25 protein-coding genes and 1 other RNA gene are annotated in these 22,249 nt (G+C 41.0%); 9 read left to right on the top strand and 17 right to left on the bottom strand.

The annotated features are described in order from the left end of the window. The first annotated feature begins 203 nt into the window (after positions 1–203). Together ACGTNI_RS03885 and ACGTNI_RS03890 are read left to right on the top strand one after the other, a co-directional pair. Positions 204–404, top strand: coding sequence for a cold-shock protein (locus tag ACGTNI_RS03885; RefSeq protein WP_062446268.1), 201 nt, complete (start codon positions 204–206; stop codon positions 402–404). A 224-nt stretch (positions 405–628) separates the two neighbouring features. After that, the gene (locus ACGTNI_RS03890; protein ID WP_085508643.1) at positions 629–1,015 is read left to right on the top strand and encodes a ribonuclease HI family protein; all 387 of its coding nucleotides are present in this window, start codon (positions 629–631) and stop codon (positions 1,013–1,015) included. A 9-nt stretch (positions 1,016–1,024) separates the two neighbouring features. Here the strand turns inward: ACGTNI_RS03890 and ACGTNI_RS03895 are convergent, their stop codons facing one another. The 7 genes from ACGTNI_RS03895 to ACGTNI_RS03925 form a co-directional block, all read right to left on the bottom strand. Next, positions 1,025–1,342 carry a DUF6123 family protein gene (locus tag ACGTNI_RS03895; protein WP_085508644.1) on the bottom strand — a complete coding sequence of 106 codons (318 nt, stop codon included), beginning with the start codon at positions 1,340–1,342 and terminating at the stop codon, positions 1,025–1,027. A 40-nt stretch (positions 1,343–1,382) separates the two neighbouring features. Then, positions 1,383–1,904, bottom strand: coding sequence for a sulfurtransferase (locus ACGTNI_RS03900; RefSeq protein ID WP_394460192.1), 522 nt, complete (start codon positions 1,902–1,904; stop codon positions 1,383–1,385). A 42-nt stretch (positions 1,905–1,946) separates the two neighbouring features. Next, the gene (locus ACGTNI_RS03905) at positions 1,947–2,222 is read right to left on the bottom strand and encodes a sulfurtransferase (protein WP_394460194.1); all 276 of its coding nucleotides are present in this window, start codon (positions 2,220–2,222) and stop codon (positions 1,947–1,949) included. A 55-nt stretch (positions 2,223–2,277) separates the two neighbouring features. After that, entirely contained in the window at positions 2,278–2,445 is a 168-nt protein-coding gene (locus ACGTNI_RS03910; RefSeq protein WP_394460196.1) for a hypothetical protein, read from the bottom strand. 107 nt (positions 2,446–2,552) lie between these two features. Continuing rightward, positions 2,553–3,080 carry an isoprenylcysteine carboxyl methyltransferase family protein gene (locus ACGTNI_RS03915; protein WP_085508646.1) on the bottom strand — a complete coding sequence of 176 codons (528 nt, stop codon included), beginning with the start codon at positions 3,078–3,080 and terminating at the stop codon, positions 2,553–2,555. Further along, entirely contained in the window at positions 3,080–4,165 is a 1,086-nt protein-coding gene (locus ACGTNI_RS03920) for a type III polyketide synthase (RefSeq protein ID WP_085508647.1), read from the bottom strand. The genes ACGTNI_RS03915 and ACGTNI_RS03920 overlap by 1 nt, the downstream gene beginning before the upstream one ends. A gap of 147 nt (positions 4,166–4,312) precedes the next feature. Continuing rightward, positions 4,313–5,080: an SDR family NAD(P)-dependent oxidoreductase gene (locus ACGTNI_RS03925; protein ID WP_085508648.1), complete on the bottom strand. Its 768-nt coding sequence runs from the start codon at positions 5,078–5,080 to the stop codon at positions 4,313–4,315. A gap of 356 nt (positions 5,081–5,436) precedes the next feature. On the opposite strand from ACGTNI_RS03925, the gene ACGTNI_RS03930 reads away from it, so the two are divergent. The 3 genes from ACGTNI_RS03930 to ACGTNI_RS03940 are packed head-to-tail and all read left to right on the top strand — an operon-like array spanning position 5,437 to position 7,777. Then, the gene (locus ACGTNI_RS03930) at positions 5,437–5,586 is read left to right on the top strand and encodes a cytochrome c oxidase subunit 2A (RefSeq protein ID WP_139823837.1); all 150 of its coding nucleotides are present in this window, start codon (positions 5,437–5,439) and stop codon (positions 5,584–5,586) included. 29 nt (positions 5,587–5,615) lie between these two features. Then, positions 5,616–6,122, top strand: coding sequence for a cytochrome c oxidase subunit II (locus ACGTNI_RS03935; protein WP_085508649.1), 507 nt, complete (start codon positions 5,616–5,618; stop codon positions 6,120–6,122). Then, the gene (locus ACGTNI_RS03940; RefSeq protein ID WP_139823838.1) at positions 6,119–7,777 is read left to right on the top strand and encodes a b(o/a)3-type cytochrome-c oxidase subunit 1; all 1,659 of its coding nucleotides are present in this window, start codon (positions 6,119–6,121) and stop codon (positions 7,775–7,777) included. The genes ACGTNI_RS03935 and ACGTNI_RS03940 overlap by 4 nt, the downstream gene beginning before the upstream one ends. Positions 7,778–7,860: 83 nt before the next feature. Here ACGTNI_RS03940 and ACGTNI_RS03945 read toward each other — a convergent pair whose 3' ends face one another. The 7 genes from ACGTNI_RS03945 to cdd form a co-directional block, all read right to left on the bottom strand. Further along, a complete protein-coding gene (locus tag ACGTNI_RS03945) occupies positions 7,861–9,354 on the bottom strand; it encodes a carboxypeptidase M32 (protein ID WP_394460200.1) in 1,494 nt (497 codons plus the stop codon). Between the two features lie 12 nt (positions 9,355–9,366). Continuing rightward, positions 9,367–10,503, bottom strand: coding sequence for a THUMP domain-containing class I SAM-dependent RNA methyltransferase (locus ACGTNI_RS03950; protein WP_394460202.1), 1,137 nt, complete (start codon positions 10,501–10,503; stop codon positions 9,367–9,369). Positions 10,504–10,630: 127 nt separating this feature from the next. Next, positions 10,631–11,010: RNase P RNA component class B (rnpB, locus tag ACGTNI_RS03955), an RNA gene on the bottom strand. A gap of 102 nt (positions 11,011–11,112) precedes the next feature. After that, positions 11,113–11,433, bottom strand: a complete 321-nt coding sequence (gene gpsB, locus ACGTNI_RS03960) for a cell division regulator GpsB (RefSeq protein WP_085508652.1) — start codon at positions 11,431–11,433, stop codon at positions 11,113–11,115. Positions 11,434–11,507: 74 nt separating this feature from the next. Beyond that, positions 11,508–12,068, bottom strand: a complete 561-nt coding sequence (locus ACGTNI_RS03965; protein ID WP_085508653.1) for an SLOG family protein — start codon at positions 12,066–12,068, stop codon at positions 11,508–11,510. Positions 12,069–12,346: 278 nt separating this feature from the next. Beyond that, positions 12,347–12,802: a CotD family spore coat protein gene (locus tag ACGTNI_RS03970; RefSeq protein ID WP_085508654.1), complete on the bottom strand. Its 456-nt coding sequence runs from the start codon at positions 12,800–12,802 to the stop codon at positions 12,347–12,349. A 133-nt stretch (positions 12,803–12,935) separates the two neighbouring features. Further along, positions 12,936–13,340: a cytidine deaminase gene (cdd, locus tag ACGTNI_RS03975; RefSeq protein WP_085508655.1), complete on the bottom strand. Its 405-nt coding sequence runs from the start codon at positions 13,338–13,340 to the stop codon at positions 12,936–12,938. Between the two features lie 178 nt (positions 13,341–13,518). Between cdd and ACGTNI_RS03980 the strand changes: the two genes are divergently transcribed. Both ACGTNI_RS03980 and ACGTNI_RS03985 read left to right on the top strand, forming a co-directional pair. Further along, positions 13,519–16,593: an efflux RND transporter permease subunit gene (locus ACGTNI_RS03980; protein WP_394460205.1), complete on the top strand. Its 3,075-nt coding sequence runs from the start codon at positions 13,519–13,521 to the stop codon at positions 16,591–16,593. A 99-nt stretch (positions 16,594–16,692) separates the two neighbouring features. Then, the gene (locus ACGTNI_RS03985) at positions 16,693–16,824 is read left to right on the top strand and encodes a hypothetical protein (protein WP_254901832.1); all 132 of its coding nucleotides are present in this window, start codon (positions 16,693–16,695) and stop codon (positions 16,822–16,824) included. A gap of 13 nt (positions 16,825–16,837) precedes the next feature. On the opposite strand, the gene ACGTNI_RS03990 is transcribed toward ACGTNI_RS03985, so the two are convergent. From ACGTNI_RS03990 to ACGTNI_RS04000, 3 genes are all read right to left on the bottom strand, one after another. After that, positions 16,838–17,209 (bottom strand): DUF1798 family protein, encoded by a 372-nt coding sequence (locus ACGTNI_RS03990; protein WP_085508657.1) that lies wholly within the window; start codon positions 17,207–17,209, stop codon positions 16,838–16,840. 61 nt (positions 17,210–17,270) lie between these two features. Then, positions 17,271–17,555 carry a hypothetical protein gene (locus ACGTNI_RS03995; protein WP_394460208.1) on the bottom strand — a complete coding sequence of 95 codons (285 nt, stop codon included), beginning with the start codon at positions 17,553–17,555 and terminating at the stop codon, positions 17,271–17,273. 297 nt (positions 17,556–17,852) lie between these two features. Further along, positions 17,853–18,809 (bottom strand): DUF2515 family protein, encoded by a 957-nt coding sequence (locus ACGTNI_RS04000; protein ID WP_394460210.1) that lies wholly within the window; start codon positions 18,807–18,809, stop codon positions 17,853–17,855. Between the two features lie 124 nt (positions 18,810–18,933). On the opposite strand from ACGTNI_RS04000, the gene recU reads away from it, so the two are divergent. Both recU and ACGTNI_RS04010 read left to right on the top strand, forming a co-directional pair. Next, positions 18,934–19,524 carry a Holliday junction resolvase RecU gene (gene recU, locus ACGTNI_RS04005; RefSeq protein ID WP_085508660.1) on the top strand — a complete coding sequence of 197 codons (591 nt, stop codon included), beginning with the start codon at positions 18,934–18,936 and terminating at the stop codon, positions 19,522–19,524. An 18-nt stretch (positions 19,525–19,542) separates the two neighbouring features. After that, positions 19,543–22,245, top strand: coding sequence for a transglycosylase domain-containing protein (locus ACGTNI_RS04010; protein WP_394460213.1), 2,703 nt, complete (start codon positions 19,543–19,545; stop codon positions 22,243–22,245). The last annotated feature ends 4 nt before the right edge of the window (positions 22,246–22,249 follow it).

A 22,249-nucleotide genomic window follows, 5' to 3' on the forward strand; every position in this document is an offset into this window, starting at 1 on the left:
GAGAAGATTAAATTTTCTGACAAGGTGACTGACCGCTGGATATGAATATTTATCAATCATTTTCTATTCTTCCTTGACAATAAAGACACTCATAAGCTATATTAGAAACAAGCAAAACGATGAATAGGTATTAACTTAATATCAGGTTTATTTGTTTTGTAATTAACACGTGTTACGTGCAAGATTTTAGGAGGATTTTTATCATGCAAAACGGTACAGTAAAATGGTTTAACGCAGAAAAAGGTTATGGCTTTATCTCAGTAGAAGGTGGCGACGATGTATTCGTACACTTCTCTGCAATCAACGAAGAAGGCTTTAAATCTCTAGAAGAAGGTCAATCTGTTACTTTCGAAATCGTCGAAGGCGACCGTGGCCCTCAAGCTGCCAACGTAGAAAAAAACTAATTTAAACCAATATACCAAGCGGCAATCTCATGGATTGCCGCTTTTTCATTTGTGTAATTATATCTTCCTCCGTATAATAAAAAACATCATTCTATATTAATATATATCCTATATTAATATATATCCTTATGGATTTTCCCTTTTGTTAAGCGTAAACTTTTCAGAGACAACATGGCACATGAAGCAGCAATAATTAATCCGAAAGAAATTAAAGGATGAGGATAATGATTGAAGTTTATACAGATGGAGCAGCAGCAGGAGATCCTGGTCCAAGTGCAGCCGGGGTTTTTATTAAAAACGGCAAAGACCATCAGGAATTTTCCTTTACTTTAGGAGAAATGTCTAATCACGAAGCAGAATTCTGGGCAGTGATCAAAGCTTTGGAAGTCTGCCAGAAGCATTTTCCTGAAGAAATCTTATCATTTCGCAGTGACTCTAAAATTGTGGTAGACACCATCGAAAAAAATCATACAAAAAACTCTAATTTCATATCTTTGCTGGAAAAAATTAATCAACTGCAATCAGGGTTCCCTTATGTCTTTTTCAAATGGATTCCTGAAAAACAAAATGGAAAAGCGGATTCTCTTGCCCGGATGGTTCTAAAAAAATGACCCGCAGACTTACGATGATAAGTCTGCGGGTTTATTATGGCGGATTGCTTTCTGTTTTGACAGGCCTTTTGCTTCTAAAACTCTCCATGCTTTCTTTTTAGAGGTAACACCATCTCTGGAGATATGTTCGAGAACTCCCATATAAAAACTTCCATCAAATGCTTGCTGGAATTGCAACGTAGCCTTGAGAGCGATAATCACTTTCCATACAGGAGCATTCGTGGAATTCATGCCAAAATAAATGAAGCGAACATCTTCATCTGATAGTTTAAACCCTTTTGCCCATAAATCCTCTAGAAAATAGGCTAAAGTATATTGCTGTTTCATGCACCGCCACCCTCTGGTCTGAATTTATTCCGTTCCTGACTTACTTGCTGATAGTTGCCACTTCATTTTCTTCATAAGTAATCCAATCACTAAAACTTCCAACATACAGTTTGACGTTACTAAACCCTGCTTCCCATAAGCCGATAACGTTAGAGGAAGCGGTAACTCCTGAACCACAATAAACAATAATTTCCTGCTTACTTCCCAAATCCTTGAAATGTTTTCTTAATTCTTCTGCCGTTTTCCATAATCCATCTTCTTTGTAGACATCGATCCAATCGTATTGTAAAGCTCCTGGGATATGGCCTTTCTTTTTGTCGATAGGTTCTTCAAAGCCAGCATAACGTTCATAGCTGCGGGAATCGATAAGGGCAGTGTTCTCTTGGTCCTTTTTCATTCTGACATACGATTCTCCGCATGCCATTTCATGTCGCGGTTCGATTGTATGTTCCACGGCCTGTTTTAAGTTATCTGGTTTGTCATCTACTGGAAAACCGGCCTTTTTCCACGCATCAAGCCCACCATTCAATATAAATACCCGTTCATATCCACAAAATTTCAATAACCATAACATCCTGGCAGACATGACACTATTATTTTGGTCCTAAGCTATTACGATTGTGTCTTTATCAATTCCTGTAGCCGCAAGATTCTTTTGGAGTGAATTTATGTCGGGAAGTGGATGTCTGCCACCATGTTTTTTTATCTCTCCACTCAAATCTTTTTCTAAATCAAAATAAGCAGCTCCCGGTATGTGTTCCCGCTTATATTTTTTATACCCCTGTTCTGGATCACTTAACTCAAACCGGCAGTCCGCAAACACTACATTTTTCTCCTCTGACCATTCCTTCGCTTTTTCCACAGACATAATATTCGACATAGTCCCTCACCTTTCGACTTTTTTCTATTATAACAAAAATAAAACCAGGTGTCGGTCACCTGGCTGATAGAATGTGTTCATATTGTTTTTGTCTCTGTTCCATACTTGCCGTTGTCTTGTTTCTCCCCTTTAATTTACGAGCAGGAGAGGAGTTAATCTTATTCAGAATATATACGGCTAATCCACTGTAAACAGAAACAGTTAGTCCGATCATAACTATCATATGCAGAACCTTCTTTCTACAATTGATAATGATTTTCATTTCTAATTAGGATTATAGCAAACGATTCTGCTCTTGGCAATCGAGATTCATAATTATATGAATTATTGTCACAATTGATCAGCTGCGCTATATTGATGCAGGGCTTTTTCTTCTATTGGAATTCGAATTCGTAACAGTAACAAATGTAGGACCGGAAAAATGATCGCCGTCGCATAAGCCTGAAAAAGTAACGGGATAATGATGAACTCCATGAATACCACCCAGTAATTCGGGTGCTTAAAAAATCTGTAAGGTCCTTTTGCGATAATGTCATGGCCCGGGATGACGATCACCCTGGTATTCCAGTATTTCCCTAAGGATAAAATGCACCATACCCGGAATAACTGCAAAGCAGTAAAGATAGAAAATAATAAAATGAAGGGAATAGGTTTCCATCCATTAAAGTATAAAGATGATTCAACAGCCAAGCTTATGAAAAAGCACGCATGGACTAGGATAAACCACTTATAATGAGTTTCACCATATTCTTTTCCACCCCGTTCGAGCGCCCACTTTCGGTTAGCATTTGCAACCAGCAGCTCTACGAGTCGTTGTAAAATTACCGCTCCTAACAAGACCATAAAAACAATTGGCATCATACCCACTCCAAACTCATCAACTCGGAACTGAACCCCGGCCCAAGTGCTGCCATTAGTGACTTCGTTCCTGTAGAAGGAAAATCTTTCATGTATTCATACAACACATAACAGACAGTAACAGATGACATATTCCCATGGTCTCTCAACACTTGATAAGATGCCTGAAAAACCTCTTTATTCATCTGCAAGACTTCTTGATAGGATTCCAACACTTTTTTACCTCCAGGGTGGGCAACTATAAATGGAAGCTCATCAGTCTCCATATTGTATGACTGCATGAAATTATTAACATGACTTTTCCAGAAGTCTTTTACTAGATGAGGAATACTCTTATTAAAAATCACTTCAAACCCTGTGTCAGTGATTTCCCATCCCATCACATCAATTGAATCTTTTTTCGTTCTAGAGCTTGTACCCTTGATTAATGGGACAGTACCCTTCTGTTTTTCCATAAGAACAGAATCAGAACCAGTCACCAACGTGGCACTAACGCCATCACCAAATAGTGCTGTGCCCACAAAGTTACTTTTTCTGGAGTCGGTCTTTTGGAAAGTTAAACTACAAAATTCCAAGTTAATGACAAGGACATTCTTGGCGGGATACGCTTTCAGAAACTCATAGGCCCTTGCAAGACCACTTACCCCACCTGCACAACCCAGCCCGAACAAAGGCACCCGCTTAACGTCTTCCCGGAAATTCCTGGCATTCATCAACCTTGCTTCCATCGAAGGAGTAGCCAGCCCTGTAGTAGAGACAAATATAATCATATCAATTAAATCGGCATTAACCTTATCATTAAGAAACAAAGGATTGGATAGACAATCGTCTATTGCCGAGAGTGCATGGCGATAGGCCTCTTTGATATATATTTCATTTCTTGCCCGTAAACCATGTGTTTGCTTAAACCATTCTTCTTCTACCACAAATTGCCTTTTCTCTATTAAAGAGTGGTCAAATACAGGCAGTAGTCTTTGCTTTTCACGCTCAGACAACGGAAACAGATTTTCAACTAAGGCTTTGACTTTCTCTTGTTCCATCTCATATTGTGGTTTACTTTTTCCAACAGAGAGAATGTATGCCATAAGTTCTCCTTTTTAGGCTTATATTGTACAGTTCCGCTTGTTCTATGTATTAGGGAGCTGCTTTCATTAAAGAGTTTAGAAGAAAAATAAAGAAGACTGCCGTTAATTTTGGCAGTCTTCTTATTAATGTAGCGAATTTTTCAGCTATTAAAACCCATAGATCGTCATGCCGCCATCTACAAACAAAGTTTGTCCGGTCATGTAATCACTGGCTTCGGCAGCCAGGAATACAGCAGTCCCTGCCAGTTCCGACAGTTTACCTATTCGTTTAAGCGGGGTACGTGACAATATATCCTGGACATAGTTTTCATCCTGTAATAGCTTTTCAGTCAATGCAGTAGGGAAATACCAGGGACCAATTGCATTAACATTAATGTTATATTTTCCCCATTCCATCGCCAGGTTCTTAGTCATTTGTATCAGAGCGCTCTTGGTCATCGCATAGACAACACCCGTTCTAAGTGCGGTATGACCTCCGACGGAAGATATATTGATAATTTTCCCTTGCTGATTATCTTTCATATTTTCAGCAGCATATTGAGATAAGAAAAATGCACTCTTCATATTAGTTGAAACAATCTGATCCCACTCTGCCTCAGTCACTTCCATAGCTTCGCTGCGAATATTCATTCCTGCATTATTCACCCAAATATCTAATGGCCGTTCGGCAATAATACCATCCATCTGTTTTTTGATTAATTCATATTCGTTTACATCAGCTTGTATAGTAAAAGCCTTTCTTCCAAGCTCTTCAATGACGGCCTTTACTTCTTCCAATTGTTCTTTTGATCGCGCTATGAGGACAACATCCGCTCCAGCTTCAGCATAAGAAACTGCGATTGCTTTTCCAATTCCTTTGGTTGCCCCTGTTATAACCGCTAACTTATTCGTTAATTTAAAACTTGGTAGAAACATCTTTTTCCTCCTGAAGGTTATTTTTCATTATTATATCATTATTTGGTAAAGAACCCCTCATCCGCTAATTCTCTAGTGATCTTATAAGTAAAAAGTTCTAATTTTCTTCACATTATTCCAATATTATGTGATTGCTTGCCTTTTCGTTTTGTGATAGCACACTTAACACTTTTCACAAACTATACACATTTTTATTACTTACGATGATAAAAATCACAGGTAAACCCTTTTACTACAGTGTTTTCAGTTGTTATTGAACAATTTGTGAAACATGTGAATTTCAAGTCGAATTTACATTAATTTGCTGTAAGATAGTTAATAACAAAAGCAAAAAAAAACGAAAGGGGTGGGTATAAATGCCTAGCACAAATCTGAAACATCAAGTCGAGCAAGAGCACAGCTCGAGCGAACCTAATTTAAAAGGAACACTGATTTCCGTTTCAGTAGTAGGAGGATTTCTAGTTTTATCCTGGCTTGCCGTTTTCGGCCTGTTTTTAGCACGATAGTACTTTAACTTAGGAAAAGGGGGATTATGATGCACCTGCATAAATACGAAAAAATATGGATGGCATCCGGAGTGGGAACATTGCTTGTCTTTTTAATTGTTCTCGGTATCGGTGCTTTCTATCAGGGTACACAGCCGCCAAGCTGTATGGTTACATTAGATCCGCAGAATGTCCAGGCACATGAAGCGTTCAAAGAAGAAAATCTTGGACTTCAACAACTGGGAGAAAAAGAATATACATTGAATGTCCTTGCTTCTGCTTTCAACTATAATTTAGGTAAAGATGAAGATGGAAATAATGTCAAGACCATTCGAATACCAGCAGGATCTAAAGTAATGTTCCAGGCTACTACTGAAGATGTCATTCATGGTTTTCAGCTTGCCGGCACCAATGTCAATATGATGCTGGAACCAGGATATATTTCTACTCTGGAAACCACATTAGATAACCCGGGAACTTATACTCTTATTTGTAATGAATATTGTGGTACCGGTCACCATCTTATGACTGCGACCGTGGAGGTGTATGAAGAATGATTGCAGAAAAAACAGGGCTGAGCAAAGCTGATTCTAGATTAGTTATGTCATTTATGTGGGTCACTTTCATTTCTTTGCTGATCGGCGGTCTGATGGGACTGCTGCAAACATTGGTAAGAACTGGTAACTTCAATTTGCCGTTCGGTATCGGTTATTATCAAATTTTGACTGTCCACGGTGTCATATTAGGACTGGTCCTTACTACATTTTTCATCATTGGATTTCAGTTCGCTTTAATGGCTAAGACTGTTGGGATGACCAATAAACAACGAAAGTGGGCATGGGCATCCTTCTGGGTTATGCTCATAGGCACAATAGCAAGTGCTATCATGATTCTATTAGGTAAAGCAAGTGTACTATACACTTTCTACGCTCCTTTGAAAGCACACCCGATTTTTTACTTCGGCCTTACGTTTGTCGTAGTAGGATCGTGGATTGCCTGTTTTGTAAATTTCCACCAATTGTATCAATGGAAAAAGAAACATCAGGGTGAACATTCCCCTTTGTTAGCATTCATGGTTGTCATCAATATGCTAATGTGGTTTATATGCACACTCGGTGTGGCAGCTACTGTATTAATCCAATTTATTCCTTGGTCCTTAGGGTTAGTTGGGGAAATAAATATCCTGGTTAGTCGAACCTTATTCTGGTATTTCGGTCATCCACTAGTTTATTTCTGGCTGCTTCCTGCCTATATGGCATGGTATGCCATCCTGCCAAAAATTATCGGCGGCAAGATATTCAGCGATTCGCTGGCCCGCCTTGCGTTTATTCTATTTTTGATTTTCTCGATTCCAGTAGGTTTTCACCATCAGCTTTTGGAGCCGGGAATTGATCCTATGTGGAAATACATTCAAGTTGTACTTACATTCGCTGTTATCATACCGTCCTTGTTGACTGCATTTTCAATGTTCGCTACATTTGAAATCACGGGCAGACAAAAAGGGTATACAGGATTATTCGGCTGGTTCCGGCATCTTCCTTGGAAAGATGTTCGATTCTTCGCACCATTCATGGGGATGGTTGCATTTATTCCAGCAGGTGCAGGGGGCATTATCAACGCTTCCAATCAGATGAACCAGGTAGTTCATAATACCATCTGGGTGACTGGACATTTCCACCTCACACTTGCGACCACCGTCATTCTTACTTTCTTCGGAATTACGTACTGGCTTGTACCTGTACTTACGGGCAGGAAAATTGACAAAAAAATCAACACCCTTGGTATGACGCAAACGATTGTTTGGCTTGTCGGCATGTTCTTCATGTCAGGCTCAATGCATTTGGCAGGTCTGCTTGGAGCTCCGAGACGTTCTGCATTTTCCGACTACCAGGGCAGCGCACAGGCTGCAGAATGGATCGGATATCAATACGGTCAGGCGATTGGTGGTTCTATCCTATTCATTGGCATTCTGATCATGCTTTATAACTTCTTCTATATGACATTCAAGGCCCCAAAAGGCGTCGAAGAATTCCCAATTGCAGAAGCGCCTGATGGTTCAGAGCCGACCCCTTTGGTATTGGAGAATTGGAAGTTATGGATAGGGATTACTGTCGTATTGATTGCATTTGCTTATACTATTCCTTTCGTGGATATCATTCAGAATTCACCTCCAGGATCGCCACCTTTTGAATGGCCGATTGGAAACGGGTGATGATCGAAAAAAAGAGCATGGAATTGAGGATTCCATGCTCTTTTACTATTTTCCTTTCCAACTTTCCAATATTAGCAGAAATATTAAAACTGATATATCTTACTGTATTTCTTAGTCAAGTATTGTACTAAATAATCAGGATTAAGCTTCTCTCCTGTTACTTCATTCAAAATTTCAAGGGGCTTTTTCATACTCCCATATTGATGTATATTTTTCGTAAGCCACTCTTTAATCCCAGTAAAGTCTCCTGCTCGAATTACCTTATCAAAATCAATATCCTGTTCCATACGATTGTAGAATTGGGCGGCATACATATAACCTAATGCATAAGAGGGGAAGTAGCCGAAACTTCCACCTGCCCAATGTACGTCCTGCAGCACACCTTCCGCATCATTGCGTGGCCTTATTCCTACGTATTCCTCCATTTTATCATTCCAAAGTTCTGGAAGGTCCTTAACCTTTATGTCCCCCGCAATCAATGCTTTTTCCAGTTCATAACGGACCATAATGTGTAAAGGATACGTAAGTTCATCTGCTTCAATCCGTATATAGGAAGGTTTCACTTCATTGATAGCTTTATAAAAAGGATCCAACGGAAGGTCACTGAAACTGTCCGGTGCATAAGTTTTGAATAGCTTATAATGATTTTCCCAGAACGCTTCACTTCTGGCTATGAAATTTTCCCAGAAAAGCGATTGGGACTCATGAATTCCCATTGAGGTCCCATCAGCTAGGGGGGTAAATGCCAGTTCAGGGTTGATATTCTGTTCATATAGGGCGTGACCACCTTCGTGAATCGTTCCAAATACGGCGGTACGGAAATCTTTCTCATCGTATTTTGTGGTGACACGGACATCATTGATATTCAAGCCGATTGCAAATGGATGAACTGTTTCGTCCAGCCTGCCCGCTTCAAAATCATACCCCATGCGCGCAAGTATCTCGAGACTGAATTTCTCCTGATCAGCTTTTGGAAAATGCCCATGAAGCACAGAAGGATCCGGTTGAATTGGAGACTGCTGTATTGTGTCCAGTAAACCTGACAACGACTTCCTTACCTTAGGAAATACATCATCTAAAACAGCTACTGTTACACCAGGTTCATAGTTATCCAACAGAGCATCATAGATATGATTGTCATAACCCCAATAACCAGCAAACTTCTGATTGTAATCAACAAGTTTTTCGAGATAAGGTTCGAAACTTTCGAAGTCATCTTTTTCTTTCGCTTCCTCCCACACGGATTCTGCTTTGGATTGCAGCATGACATACTCTTTATATTCTTCTGCTGGAATTTTTGCACTCCGATTGTAACTCTCTTCTGATTTTTCCACTGCTTTTTTGATAATCTCATTCTCGGTGTTGTTCTTTAACTCATCAATGTAGCCCTTCATTTGATCGGAGGTAGTGATCTGGTGAACTTTCTGGGACACCATGCCAATTACTTCTGATCGATTACCGACTGCTTTTTTTGGTGCATTTGTCCTTAAGTCCCAAAACATCAGCCCAAGTGCTTCTTCATAGGAAGCTTTTTCTTTCAATAAGTTCAAAAAGTCCTGCTCCAACTCTTTACTCACAAATGTCTCCCCCTATTTCGGCCGCTTTCCAAAAAACTGATAATAATCGGTTTTGATGTATCCATTGAATAATTTCCGCTTTTTAGAAGCCCGCCGCCCATAAATTTGTTCAAATCCTGAATGGGAAGTAAGGATGTAGACACTCCAGGTCGGATGGTCTCTCATAATCGAGCCAAGATCTCTGTACATGGTCTCCACTTCTTCCCGCTCCCCGATTCGCTCTCCATAAGGAGGATTAGACACCAGGTACCCATTTTCCTGCTTGGGGCGCAAATCTTTTACCTGCATCTGTTTCCACTGGATCAGATCACCCAGCCCGGCTTCCATGGCGTTTGCTTTTGAGACTTCAATCATGCGATGGTCAATATCGTAACCAGTTATATCCAAAGGCTGGTCGTAGTTTGCATGATCCTCTGCTTCCTGAAAAGCATCATCCCATACTTTTTGAGGAATCCAATTCCAATCTTCTGATGCAAATTCTCTATTAAAGCCAGGAGCAATATTTTGACCGATAAACGCGGCTTCAATCGCAATGGTACCCGAGCCGCAGAAAGGATCGACGAATGGCTTATCAGGCGTCCAGTTGGTTAATTGCACGAGAGCGGCAGCTAAAGTCTCTTTTAAGGGCGCTTCTCCCTGTCCGGTTCGATAACCTCTTTTGTGCAACCCGGTACCAGAGGTATCAATTGTGAGTAATGCAGTATCTTTATGCAAGGCAATTTCCACACGGTAGAATGCCCCGTCTTCTTTCAGCCATGAAGCGATCCCATGACGCTGCTTCATCCGTTCAACGATCGCCTTCTTTACAATCGATTGGCAATCAGGAACGCTATATAATTTTGATTTCACTGACTTACCAATAACGGGGAACTCGCCATCTTCTGGTATGTAAGATTCCCATGGAAGGGCTTTGGTCTTTTCAAACAATTCATCAAAGGTGAAAGCTTTGAACTTTCCAACCTGAAGCTTGACGCGATCAGCTGTCCTAAGCCAAAGGTTGGCCCTGGGGATTGCTGATATATCCGCTTCAAAGGTAACTCTGCCATTCTCCACTTCTACATCTTCATATCCAAGATTTTTTACTTCCTGCGCAACGATGGATTCCAATCCCATTGCTGCGGTAGCGATCAAGGTTACTTTTTGCGGCATAAAACATTCATTCCTTTTCATGGATAATGATATCTAAACAAACTTTTCTTCTAAAAGTATAAAAAACCCTTTCTAACGCAATAACTGCATTTAGAAAGGGATCATTTCAAAGTCAGACCTTTGAATACTTTGTAAGCCATGTTCTGTACCATCGTACTGCCAGCGGTGGTCAACCTCGTACTCCGGTGGTAATCATCTATCTGCAAGCATAAATGCTTGCCTCTTATCAGGTTCATTTCCCTTCCAAGAGTGCCCCTACCTTCATTTGGGTTGCTCGCTCATGGGGTTTACCGCGTTCCATTCAAAGCATTTCTGCTTTGACTACGTCACTGTGGCACTTTCAAGGTTGGAATGCCATATCCATCAGGACTTAGGCATTTTCCCTGCCGTTAGCCAAAAGGCTACCCTGACTTATGGTTTCGTCAGGCATGAACACTACAGGCATCTCAGCCTGTGCGAGCATGGACTTTCCTCTGCATGTTAAACATACAGCGATTACCCAAGTATTCAAAACTGCTTTATAATTGTAACTAGTTGACTGATTACTGTCAATGGAATAACTATTATAGCATACAAGAAGACAGCCTGCACACTCCATTTTTTGGCAAATTAGGAGTCAGCGTATTTCTTCCCAAAAACAGCTTTTTCTAAATTGGAGAGGCGCTTTAGTACATCATAATTAACCTGATGATTGGGCGTCTGATTTTCACTTTGGACTGGACGACTTCTGGTAGTCTCTCTGGAAGGTGTCCGTTTCAGACGTTCATTTTCCTGTCTTAGCCGTTCTATCTCCTGGTTAAATACATCATAATCCTGAATGATCAGATCTAAAAACTCGTCTACTTCTTCCTGATTATAACCCCTCATGGATGTCTTAAAGTCTTTTTCTAAAATCTGTTTACCATCTAAATTCAATTTGTCATTGAACATCAGTATCACCTCTGTTTACGCACCTTACTCTTATTTTTCCAAAACTTCGAAGGAATGTCAATTTTTATTATGACTTATTGATTCCAATAATCAGGGTCTGCCATTTGTATCTGCTCGACCGTTTCCTGGAGATCAAAAGGAGTGATATATAATATTTTATACCCCTTTTCCTCTGCAGCTATAGCCCTTTTCCGTAAAAAGTCAGGACTTCCTGGTGTATCCTCGTCGTAAAGCATCAGGACACCATCCGAATGATCGATCAGAAACTGGTCCTTCGCTTTAAATTGATATGGCCCCTGGTATTCTTTTTCGTAGATAGGCTGATAAAAATCAGCAACCATCGTTAGTTCTTCATATTGGTGCTTCATATCGTCCGGCCATCGTGATTCTTGATTGATAAATGGTGGAAGTAAGCCAAGCTGAATGTCATAGGTTTCTTTTAAGTCCATCACTACTTCTCCGGCCCATAACTCTACTCCCATCTGGCCTGAAATCAACACCCATTCGAGTCCTTCTTCCACGAGTCCTGCCAGCTTATTTTTCAGGCTTTCTTTAATATAGAAAATTCTTTGATCGTCATTCTTATATATTCCCAATTCCATCGGCTTGTATCCTGTAACAACTATTGTTTTCATCACATACGGCTCCTTGAGCGATTTCTTTCTTCACTCAGTATATCTCAAACCTGCCTCCTCTTCCATATGTCGCTTTCCCAAGTTCCTGACAAGAAAACTCCAAGATTTATCCATTTTTGCTTTATAATCAATCAGTAACATATAAGCTCCATCATGTTCTGTTTCAAAAAGCTCTAAAAATCAAGTATTGAACTTTCATTAGAAAATATCAACGTTAAATATAGCATCCTTTCAGCACAAAAAAACGAGTATCCTAGAGAAGATACTCGTTTTAACTATTAATCACGCCACCATGGATGATGGCATCCTTTGCCCATGTGACAACTGCCAGGTCCAGGTCCCATTGGCCCATATGGCATTCCCTGTGGCATCATTCCGTCATCTTCTGCTCCTGCTACTTGAGGTCCCATTCCTTGTTGCGGCATGCCCATTGGCGGCATTGGTCCCGTTTGTGCTCCCATCACCTGCGGCCCCATTCCCATCGGTCCTATCATCTCCGGGCGTTGTTGCGGCATGAATATATCTTCTGAATCGAAGGTATTCATTACAGATTGTGTTTGTGGGAAGTGGTGGTAGTTTTTCGTCAAATGATGATTCATGACAGTGGTGTGAGTCGGATGGATAACGTCGACTTCATTCAGGAAATGATTGTTCTGTACACAATGTCTAGTGGGGCAGACTACTTGCTGCCTCGGTCCTGTTTGGCCAGGACCCATGCATTTTTTGTGATGCATCTTTTATTCCCCTTTCTGTAAGATTCATCTTTCATTATTAGGGTATGTGCCGGGCTCATAACATGTACTGAGGCAAACGACTATTTTAGGCAATAAAAAACACCCAGCTGGACTGGGTGCTTTTATGTATCGATTATTCTTCTGCAGCTAAATCACTTTGCGCAAAGGAAAACGGCAATAATTCTTCCATCGTCATGGTTTTCACATTCCCTGAAAGATTACTGGTATGGATTCTCATGTCGCTCGGAAAGAATTCACTCATTACCTGACGGCACGAACCGCATGGCGGGACCGGGCGGGCAGTGTCAGCAACTACAGCCATTTCCTGGAATTCAGTCTCCCCGTCAGCGATCGCCTTGAAGATGGCAACTCTTTCTGCACAACAGGTTACAGGATAAGCTGCATTTTCTATGTTGCATCCTTCGTATGTTTTTCCTGACTTAGTTACCAGCGCTGCTCCGACCTTGAACTTCGAATACGGGGTGTAAGCACGCTCACGAATTTCTTTTGCTTTTTCAAGTAGCTGTTGGTTTATCATCTGTTTATCCCTCCCCCTTATAGTGGGAAGATAATTATAAAATATATGAATATAATTGTAAAGCGTTTACAATCATCCAGCCTAAAATAAATTACTTCTAAAAAGTTACAGAAGCAATAAAATGTGGTATAACTATTTGTATAAGTTTTGTTAAAATAATTTAAAAGGGTGGATGACTATGGGGAAAATTTTACATTACCGCAAAATTGTCTGGATTTTTATCTTGCTTCTCCTCTTTACCGGGATTTTTACATATTTCCAACTCCCCAAAAGAGAGATTCCTGAAATTAATGTCAACCTTACTTCCCTGTCTACAGTTTATCCAGGGGCGACACCGGAGGAAGTGGAACGTACGATTACAACTCCTCTGGAGGAAGAAATATCAACCATTACAGGAATTGACGAAATCACCTCCGCATCAACAACCGGCTTCTCATCTGTGACCGCTTCTTTGTCAGATAATGCTAATGCAGATATAGTCAATTCCAAAATTCAACAGGCTGTAACAAATGTTTCAAGGAATTTTCCTGAGGAAGCAGATTCTCCTGAAATAGAAACTGATCTCATGATGTCTGCAGCCGCCTCCTATCATTTATTAGCTGAAAATCATGAGGATTTCTACTCGTTGCACGAAGAATTAAGCATCTGGCAAGAAGAACTTAAAGATATCCCTGGTATTGAAGAAGTAGAAATCAAAGGACTCCCAGACAGAGAGATTGAACTTTCTCTTGATAATGGAGCGCTCCAAGAAAATCAGCTATCCCCTTTTCAGGTAATAGAAGCTGTAAATTCAGAGTTAGCACCGAATGCAATTGGCACCACCATGAACGATGGGAAAATTTATCAGTTAGTAGTGGATAATATCTCTGAGATTGAAATGCTCGAAGAGATATCAATTGGTCAAAATAGTGAAGGACCCTTATATTTACGGGATGTAGGAGAAGTTGGGATGACGACCATTAATCCACAAGATCTTATCACCTTCAATGAAAAGCCGGCTCTTTCAGTCACCCTTCTTGCAGAGGAAGGAGTGAACATGTCGGCACTTCAAGAACAAATCAATGAAAAAGTTGAACAATTATCTTCGAGTCTACCTGAAGGAGTGGAGACAGAACAGTTCTACACGCAAAATACGATTATCGAAGAAGTTTTTACTAACCTGCTTGTGTCATTTGGAATTTCGCTATTCTCTGTTTTTTTCATAATGATTATCGGTTTGCCAATCTCCTCCGCTATACTGGTAGGTTTAGCCGTACCTTTATCGATCATTATCGGATTAATCCCACTCCCTTATACTGGGGTTGATTTAAATCAAATTTCAATTATCGGGATGATTATAGCCATAGGAATACTTGTAGATGATGCGATTGTAGTGAATGATAATATCCAACGGAGGTATCAGCTGGGCGATGGGCCTTTAGAAGGTACAATCAACGGCGTCAAAGAAGTAGGCATATCGATATTGACGTCTACTTTAATGATCATATTCAGCTTTCTTCCATTAACATTTTTGTCTGGAAGCAATGGAGATTTTATCCGTGCCCTGCCAATGGTGTTAATATTAACCATCCTGTCCTCTACGGTGATGGCATTCACATTAATTCCGACTGTCCAATACGCTCGTCATAAAAGCAAAAAAATTAAATCAAATAAGAAGATTGGCCTGCTTGGCGGTTTATTCAATCGTTTAGAGGCCTTATACGGGGACAGAGTACTGCCAAAGGTCACAAAACGGCCTTGGTTGACAGGAGCGATTGGACTCTTAGCATGTGTGCTATTAGCTATGCTGGTTATAAAAATTCCGTTTGAATTTTTCCCTAGCGCAGACCGCCCGGAAGTGACGGTATCCGTCACCTACCCACAAGGGACCCCCTTAGAAGAGACACAGGCTTCACTTGAAGAAATGGAATCTTACCTTTCCAGTGATGATACTGTCATTACAGAGACAGCAGTTTATGCAGGAAGCGGCCTGCCTAACCTGTTTAGTTCAGCTTTAAACAGGTCGGGAGAAAATACCGGACAAATACTTGTCCGTGTTGATCGTGATAAAACCAGTGCCACGGCCTTTATTAATAAATGGGAAAATGACCTGCGCAATCAATTTAACGAAGCAGAAATATTCATGGATACAATAGAATCAGGTCCTCCTGCCTCACCGCCGATTGAGTTGAAAGTACAGGAACCGGAATTAGATCAGCTCCTGGAGTTATCCAAGGATATACAAAACCGCTTTGACCAATTGGAAAGCACTGAGTTGACAACACTGGATGCTGCCAGTGAGCAACCGTTCCTCCGTTATCAGCTGGACCGTGATTTACTGGCTGAAAATGGTATTGGAACCGATCAGGTAACCTCCCTTTTGCAGATTGCCAATACCGGGATACCGCTTGGTGTATTCGATAATGGAAATGATCGTTTACCTATCCAGGTAAATGTGGATGACGGAGAAGAAAATGGGGTCAATTTGGAAGAACTGCAAATTGCCAGCCAGTCTCGTACCGGCTCTATGGATAATCGTGATGCTCCTCAACAGCCTGCTACATTTTCATTAGATGAAATTATCAGCCAGGAAGAATACACGCAGGTAGGTGCGATACCACATCTGGATGGAAAAAGGGCTTTTACTTTGGAAGCCTATCCGAAAAAAGGAGAAGAGTCGAACTTTGAACAGGAATCAAACGAACTTATTGAGGAATATCAGCAAGAGACATCTGGAGATTATCAGGTATTCCAAACGGGCGAATCGAATGCGCGAAGTGAATTCTTCGTGGAAGTGGCAAAATTATTTGTTATTGTACTTTTCCTGATTTACCTGACGCTTGCCATTCAATTCAATTCATTAAGTATGCCTTTCCTGATAACCAGCTCCGTATTTTTAGCTGGGACTGGAGCAATAATCGGTTTATTTGTCACCGGGCAGCCGTTAAGCTTCTTAGCCGTGTTAGGTATTGTCTCTTTATCAGGGATCGTTGTGAGAAACTCCGTCATACTGGTGGAATTTATTGAGCAGAATAAGAAGAAATACGAGTCAACTGTCGAGGCAGTCACACAGGCAGGCAAAGCAAGATTACGACCGATCATTTTGACATCTTTGACTTCTATCGCCGCTTTGACGCCAATCATTTTTTCAGGTGACGTCTTGTTCCGTCCGTTAGCAATTTCAATTGTTTCTGGATTGCTTTTTTCTACCCTGCTTACACTCTTGCTGTTACCGGCTTTTTACCTTATGCTTTATCGGGTCAGAAAGCGATAAAAAAATGTCCTTGTACTTTGGTGCAAGGACATTTTTCATTTTCTTCCTTAATTAATTATCAGATCAGAGGTGATAATAATTAAAAAGGAGGTTGATTGTATGGGACGCGGAAAAGGATTCAAAACAAAACGTCAGAACCATGAACATGAAAAGCCTAAAACAGCTAAACGCTTTGCTGAGTCTGGAGATCAAGTAAGAAAAATACCCGAAGGCACCTCTTATAAAGAATAGAAACAGGGACCAGTCATTGGTCCCCTTTCCCTTCATTCCAATCTTCAAGCAGCATGTCCATAACATAATGGACAGAGCGATTAAGCTCCTTATACCGTTTCTTTTTCACATCAATGTAGTAGCTATGTAAAATTAATAGCTCTACATTTTCATGGGTCGATTTCACCTGGTTGGGATGTACATTGACATGTTTATCCTTAACAAAATCTTCAGCGGCTGCCAGCCATTTATCATTTAACTGAAACATTGACTTCGTTTCTGTTTTGACTTTTTGAAAAAAATCATGATCATTCTTATCTACGGGTTCGGTTTCTTTCTCATACTTTATCCGCAATTCTTCTATCATGTCTTTCACTTGCTCCGTAAGTTCAACTAAATCTTTCATAAATGATTCACCCCTTCCCCTCTAGCCTACCATGCTCAGGAGAAACGGTACATGGAGACGATTAAATCAGTCTGGTCTTTCTGCCCGCAAGTGAAAATGACTGATCCATGTGTAAGTCTTTTTGATTCTTTTTCAGCTCTTTTATTTCTTCTCTCATCGTCAATATCTCTTCCTGTAAGCGATCAATTTCCTTCCTGTGAGCTACTGCCATTGTAAATACAACTTCATCAGCTTTTAAAGATATCTTCTGTTCCAGTCGCTGCATATCATCCATCATGTCTAGCAATGAATGTTCGAATTGTCTTCTGGATACCCCTTTTTGTTCTAACTTTGATGAAACTCTCATGCATAAAACCTCCTTTATGCTTTCTTGTACTATAAACATTCTAGCTAATTCTCCCCCTTCCTCTACAGATGACAAAACTAGAAGCTATCTTACAAAAATAGCAAAAGATAAAATTATAAAATTCGTGATTCGACAAAGAATATGACTAAGGAGGGATGTTTCCATGAGTAAAAAAGAACAGAAACGTACCGAGCAACAAAATAAAAAGAACAGTAATGAAGCCAGAAAACACACAGGCAATCCGAAATTAGATGGAGAAAACCACCCAGCAACATAAAGATGAGAGGCTGAGATTATTCAGCCCCTCCCCCCTGTTGAACTCATCCATTTGCTCAGCTGCATCAATGCCTGCTTTTTTACATAATATCGTCTGGGGGCGTCATCAGGTAAAGGTAAACGGATCTGCCACCACTTTTGCTTCAACCCCCTTAAGCGGAACCAATCTTCACGAATATTGTCTTGATGCTGGACGATAGAGTAAATCTGCTGTAAGGGTGGGGCTGACGCCATCGAATCATAAAAGAATTGTTCATAATCTTTTCTGCTTCCTGTCGGTTCAACATTTAACGCAAAATCATGGAAATCCGGATAATAATCAGGATGAAACAGCATCTCTGTCAACGTGTTGCCTATAGCGATCCGTTGATCCAGGTGAGTGAAACGATAAACAGGAAGGCCGTATAATCGTCCACTTCTTCCCGGCAGTAATACGACATTCAAACGAAATATAGATTCGAGCATGTACGGCCATTGGTGGAACACTTTATGCTGATACCAAGGTTGCTGGATGACTGGATTTTCAATCACATTTTGTTCATTTATAATGAGTGCTTTCACAAGCCTTGATTTATCTTTTGTTTCCCAAAAACGAATCCATTCGTTAATCATGAATTGGGATACGTGAAACTTATCAAGGTGATGGAATAAAGGTGTCTTCCTCTCCTTTGATAGTTGGTAAAGAAGAAGCTGAGGATAAACATCTGAAAAGATCAGCCAGTTCGCCCGCTCATAAGTAGAAAATAACATCCCCCGTTGTTTATCAGTCAATAGGGTTTTTAATGGGGATATAGCAAGATCCGTCATATTCCATCCGGCATTTCTCGATACCATACTAGCAAGGAATGCCCATCGGATCTCTCTATTTTTTAAATAAAAGTTTTGATAAGCTTTGGTTCGGGTAATATTATCCGAGTTATAACGTGCTGTTTTGTTTGTAACTTGCTGTATGATATCGCCCTTTATATCCGAACACATAAACAACATCCTTTTTTGTATATTATGTGTCTCTATCTCCGGGATATTTAGAGTAAAAAGATAATTTTTGTTCTCATTTTTACGTAAAATTTGGTATGATACTCTCATGGTGGGAGGTATCATGATGAATTATCCGAATGGGAAACGGGGCTCTGGTGCAAAAGCAGCCAATCCCCTAAAAAAGAAACCCGATTTCAGTAACAGGGGTATGACACTTGAGGAGGACATCAATGTAACCAATGAGTATTATTTATCGTCTAATACTGCGGTGATCCATAAAAAGCCGACCCCCGTCCAGATTGTTCGCGTCGATTACCCAAAGAGAAGCGCGGCAGTCATTAAAGAGGGCTATTTCAAGCAAGCATCTACTACAGACTATAATGGCATTTATCGAGGCAGCTATATAGATTTTGAAGCCAAGGAAACTAGAAATAAGACTTCTTTTCCCTTGAGCAATATACATCAACATCAAATCGATCATATGAAATCAGTGCATGAGCACGGGGGCATTTGCTTTATGATCATCCGATTCACACCACATGATGAAACCTACTTCTTATCTGCTGTGAAGCTTTTTTACTGGTGGGACGAACAGAAGCAAGGAGGAAGAAAGTCCATCCCTTATTCTTATATACAAAGGAATGGAAAGCTGATTCCTTTTCACTACCAGGCACGAGTAGATTACATCAAAGTTCTTGACAAGCTTTTTTTCTAGAAATGGAGGAAATGAGTTATGGCAAATGACAGCCAATCTCGTACAGCAAGACGAAATCAGCAAAGTAAAAAAGGTAACAAAAAACCGGTATTTAAAAAAGTGCTTCTTGCCCTTCTTATCACCGGTATTGTTCTCATGATAGTAACCGGAAGTCTATTCGCTTACTATGTTTCCAGTGCACCAGAATTGAATAAAGCGCAATTATCTGATCCTATTCCTTCTCGCGTATATGATATGAATGGTGAGCTATTTGCAGAATTAGGAAGTGAAAACAGAACTAAGATCAGTTATAGTGAACTGCCGGACGTTATGAGAGATGCGGTTCTGGCTACAGAAGATGCCCGCTTTTTTGAACACTCCGGGATCGATATCCGCAGAATCGGTGGAGCCGTGTTTAGCAACATTACATCCGGCTTTGGATCCCAGGGTGCGAGTACGATAACGCAGCAGGTAGTGAAACGCTCTTTCCTTAGCCCTGATAAAACGTTAGAGCGTAAAGTCCAGGAACAATGGCTGGCAATTAAATTGGAACAGCAATATTCCAAAGAAGAAATCTTCGAAATGTATATGAATAAAATTTATTATGACAGCGGTGCCTATGGGGTAGCCGAAGCGGCAGAGACTTACTACGGAATCACCGACCTTCAAGAGTTGACCCTGCCACAGGCTGCATTGCTTGCCGGTCTTCCTCAACGACCGGCTGCTTATAACCCTATTAAGAACCCAGAATATGCAAAAGAACGCCGTGACAGAGTATTAGACCTCATGGTTCATCATGAAAAAATTACAGAACAAGAGGCCGAAGAAGCAAAGAGTGTAGAAATTGAAGAAATGCTTAACCCTGCGGAAAAACGCACGAACAAGTATCAAGCATTCTTAGATCAGGTCCAAAGAGAAGTAGAAGCAAAACTCGACGGGGCTGATATTTACGAAGATGGCCTTCGTATTTATACCACTGTGGAGCCGAAGGCGCAGGAGAAAGTCGAAGAATTGTTAAGTAAAGACAGCCCGCTTCCATTCCCGGATGATGAGCTGCAAACAGCGACTACTGTCGTTGATACCCAGACAGGCGCAATACGAGCTATTGGTGGCAGCAGATCGGAAGAAGCCGGCGGGTATAATTACGCCATCCAGGGGGGCCGTCAAGCTGGTTCTACATTCAAACCTATCATGGCTTATGGTCCTGTGATAGAAAATAAAAAATGGTCAACGTATCACCAATATGATGACGATGGTCCGGTCGAATTCCCGAATGGTGATGTGATAAATAACTACAACGATAAATATTACGGCTGGGTTTCCATGCGTGAAGCACTCTATCGCTCGTTAAATAACCCTGCAATACAAACTATTGAAGAAGTTGGGTTAGATAATGCTAAGTCCTTTGCAGAAGGGCTGGGAATCGAGTTCAAGGATGATGATATTTACCATGCGGACGCTATTGGGGGCGCTAAGACTACTGCTACTCCAAAAGAACTCGCTGGCGCTTATGCAGCATTTGGAAATGAAGGTGTCTTCAATGAACCTTATGCAGTAGAAAAAGTTGTCCTGCCTGACGATGAGGAACTAGACTTGAAGCCGGAACCTAAAGCTGCAATGAGTAAATACACAGCCTATATGATCACAGATATGCTGAAAAGCGTCATGACCAATGATAGTGGTACAGGGCGAACTGCAAATATCTCTGGCCTGCCAGTAGCAGGTAAAACTGGAACGACAAATTCCTATGCAGAAGACGGGGGCGATGTCACTCCAGATGCCTGGTTCAATGGTTATACTACTAACTACTCAATATCTACCTGGACCGGTTATGGAGAAGGTAATGCCCGTGATATTGGAACCGGTAAAGATATTCCGAAACAGTTATTTAAGTCACTAATGACAACTCTTTCTGAAGGAAAAGACACGAAAGATTTCACAATGCCTGATACAGTTAAGAGAGTGGAAGTGGAGAAAGGTTCTAATCCAGCAAAACTCCCAAGTGATTATACACCGGATTCAGAAATCATCACGGAGTTATTCCATGTCGACAACATGCCATCTGAAACATCTGAGGAGTATGACCGCCTCGATCCTGTAAAAGATCTTAAGGCCAAATATAACAAAGATAAGCATGTCATAGATATGGCTTGGGATCACGACGATGATGTCTCATTTGAAGTTTCCGTATCTGTAGATGGGTCCGATGAACGTACTATCACGACTACCGATAAGAAGTCATTGGAAGTAACTCAGATCAATGAAGGTTCAACTTATAAGTTCACGATAAGAGCTGTCGGTGATGACAGTAAGAGTGAAGGAAAATCTGTAGAAGTCACTGTCCCTGGCGGTGATGCAGAACAAGAAGAAGACACAGACGAAGAAAACCAGGATGAAGAAGAAAACGAAAATGAAGATCAAGGCCAAGGAAACAACGGTAATAATGGCAACGGTCAAGGTAACGGTAATAATAATGGCAATGGAAGAGGAAATGGTAATGAGGATGGTGACACTGGTGACGGAGATTCTGGTGACAGTGACTCTGGTGACAGTGACACTGGTGACGGCGACTCCGGTGACGGTGACTCCGGTGACGGGGACTCCGGTGACGGTGACTCCGGTGACGGTGACTCCGGTGGCGGTGACTCCGGTGACGGGGACTCCGGTAACGGGGACTCCGGTGACGGCGACTCCGGTGACGGCGACTCTAATGAAGATAGTAACAGTAGTCTGTTGCCATAGAATT

Origin of the sequence: Thalassobacillus sp. B23F22_16 (assembly GCF_043496955.1) — a bacterium.
Lineage (GTDB): Bacteria > Bacillota > Bacilli > Bacillales > Halobacillaceae > Thalassobacillus > Thalassobacillus devorans_A.

Coding starts and splice junctions, on each gene's coding strand:
- ACGTNI_RS03885 (WP_062446268.1), top strand. CDS start 204: ATGCAAAACGGTACAGTAAAATGGTTTAACGCAGAAAAAGGTTATGGC.
- ACGTNI_RS03890 (WP_085508643.1), top strand. CDS start 629: ATGATTGAAGTTTATACAGATGGAGCAGCAGCAGGAGATCCTGGTCCA.
- ACGTNI_RS03895 (WP_085508644.1), bottom strand. CDS start 1,342: ATGAAACAGCAATATACTTTAGCCTATTTTCTAGAGGATTTATGGGCA.
- ACGTNI_RS03905 (WP_394460194.1), bottom strand. CDS start 2,222: ATGTCGAATATTATGTCTGTGGAAAAAGCGAAGGAATGGTCAGAGGAG.
- ACGTNI_RS03910 (WP_394460196.1), bottom strand. CDS start 2,445: ATGATAGTTATGATCGGACTAACTGTTTCTGTTTACAGTGGATTAGCC.
- ACGTNI_RS03915 (WP_085508646.1), bottom strand. CDS start 3,080: ATGCCAATTGTTTTTATGGTCTTGTTAGGAGCGGTAATTTTACAACGA.
- ACGTNI_RS03920 (WP_085508647.1), bottom strand. CDS start 4,165: ATGGCATACATTCTCTCTGTTGGAAAAAGTAAACCACAATATGAGATG.
- ACGTNI_RS03925 (WP_085508648.1), bottom strand. CDS start 5,080: ATGTTTCTACCAAGTTTTAAATTAACGAATAAGTTAGCGGTTATAACA.
- ACGTNI_RS03930 (WP_139823837.1), top strand. CDS start 5,437: ATGCCTAGCACAAATCTGAAACATCAAGTCGAGCAAGAGCACAGCTCG.
- ACGTNI_RS03935 (WP_085508649.1), top strand. CDS start 5,616: ATGCACCTGCATAAATACGAAAAAATATGGATGGCATCCGGAGTGGGA.
- ACGTNI_RS03940 (WP_139823838.1), top strand. CDS start 6,119: ATGATTGCAGAAAAAACAGGGCTGAGCAAAGCTGATTCTAGATTAGTT.
- ACGTNI_RS03950 (WP_394460202.1), bottom strand. CDS start 10,503: ATGCCGCAAAAAGTAACCTTGATCGCTACCGCAGCAATGGGATTGGAA.
- gpsB (WP_085508652.1), bottom strand. CDS start 11,433: ATGTTCAATGACAAATTGAATTTAGATGGTAAACAGATTTTAGAAAAA.
- ACGTNI_RS03965 (WP_085508653.1), bottom strand. CDS start 12,068: ATGAAAACAATAGTTGTTACAGGATACAAGCCGATGGAATTGGGAATA.
- ACGTNI_RS03970 (WP_085508654.1), bottom strand. CDS start 12,802: ATGCATCACAAAAAATGCATGGGTCCTGGCCAAACAGGACCGAGGCAG.
- cdd (WP_085508655.1), bottom strand. CDS start 13,340: ATGATAAACCAACAGCTACTTGAAAAAGCAAAAGAAATTCGTGAGCGT.
- ACGTNI_RS03980 (WP_394460205.1), top strand. CDS start 13,519: ATGGGGAAAATTTTACATTACCGCAAAATTGTCTGGATTTTTATCTTG.
- ACGTNI_RS03985 (WP_254901832.1), top strand. CDS start 16,693: ATGGGACGCGGAAAAGGATTCAAAACAAAACGTCAGAACCATGAACAT.
- ACGTNI_RS03990 (WP_085508657.1), bottom strand. CDS start 17,209: ATGAAAGATTTAGTTGAACTTACGGAGCAAGTGAAAGACATGATAGAA.
- ACGTNI_RS03995 (WP_394460208.1), bottom strand. CDS start 17,555: ATGAGAGTTTCATCAAAGTTAGAACAAAAAGGGGTATCCAGAAGACAA.
- ACGTNI_RS04000 (WP_394460210.1), bottom strand. CDS start 18,809: ATGTGTTCGGATATAAAGGGCGATATCATACAGCAAGTTACAAACAAA.
- recU (WP_085508660.1), top strand. CDS start 18,934: ATGAATTATCCGAATGGGAAACGGGGCTCTGGTGCAAAAGCAGCCAAT.
- ACGTNI_RS04010 (WP_394460213.1), top strand. CDS start 19,543: ATGGCAAATGACAGCCAATCTCGTACAGCAAGACGAAATCAGCAAAGT.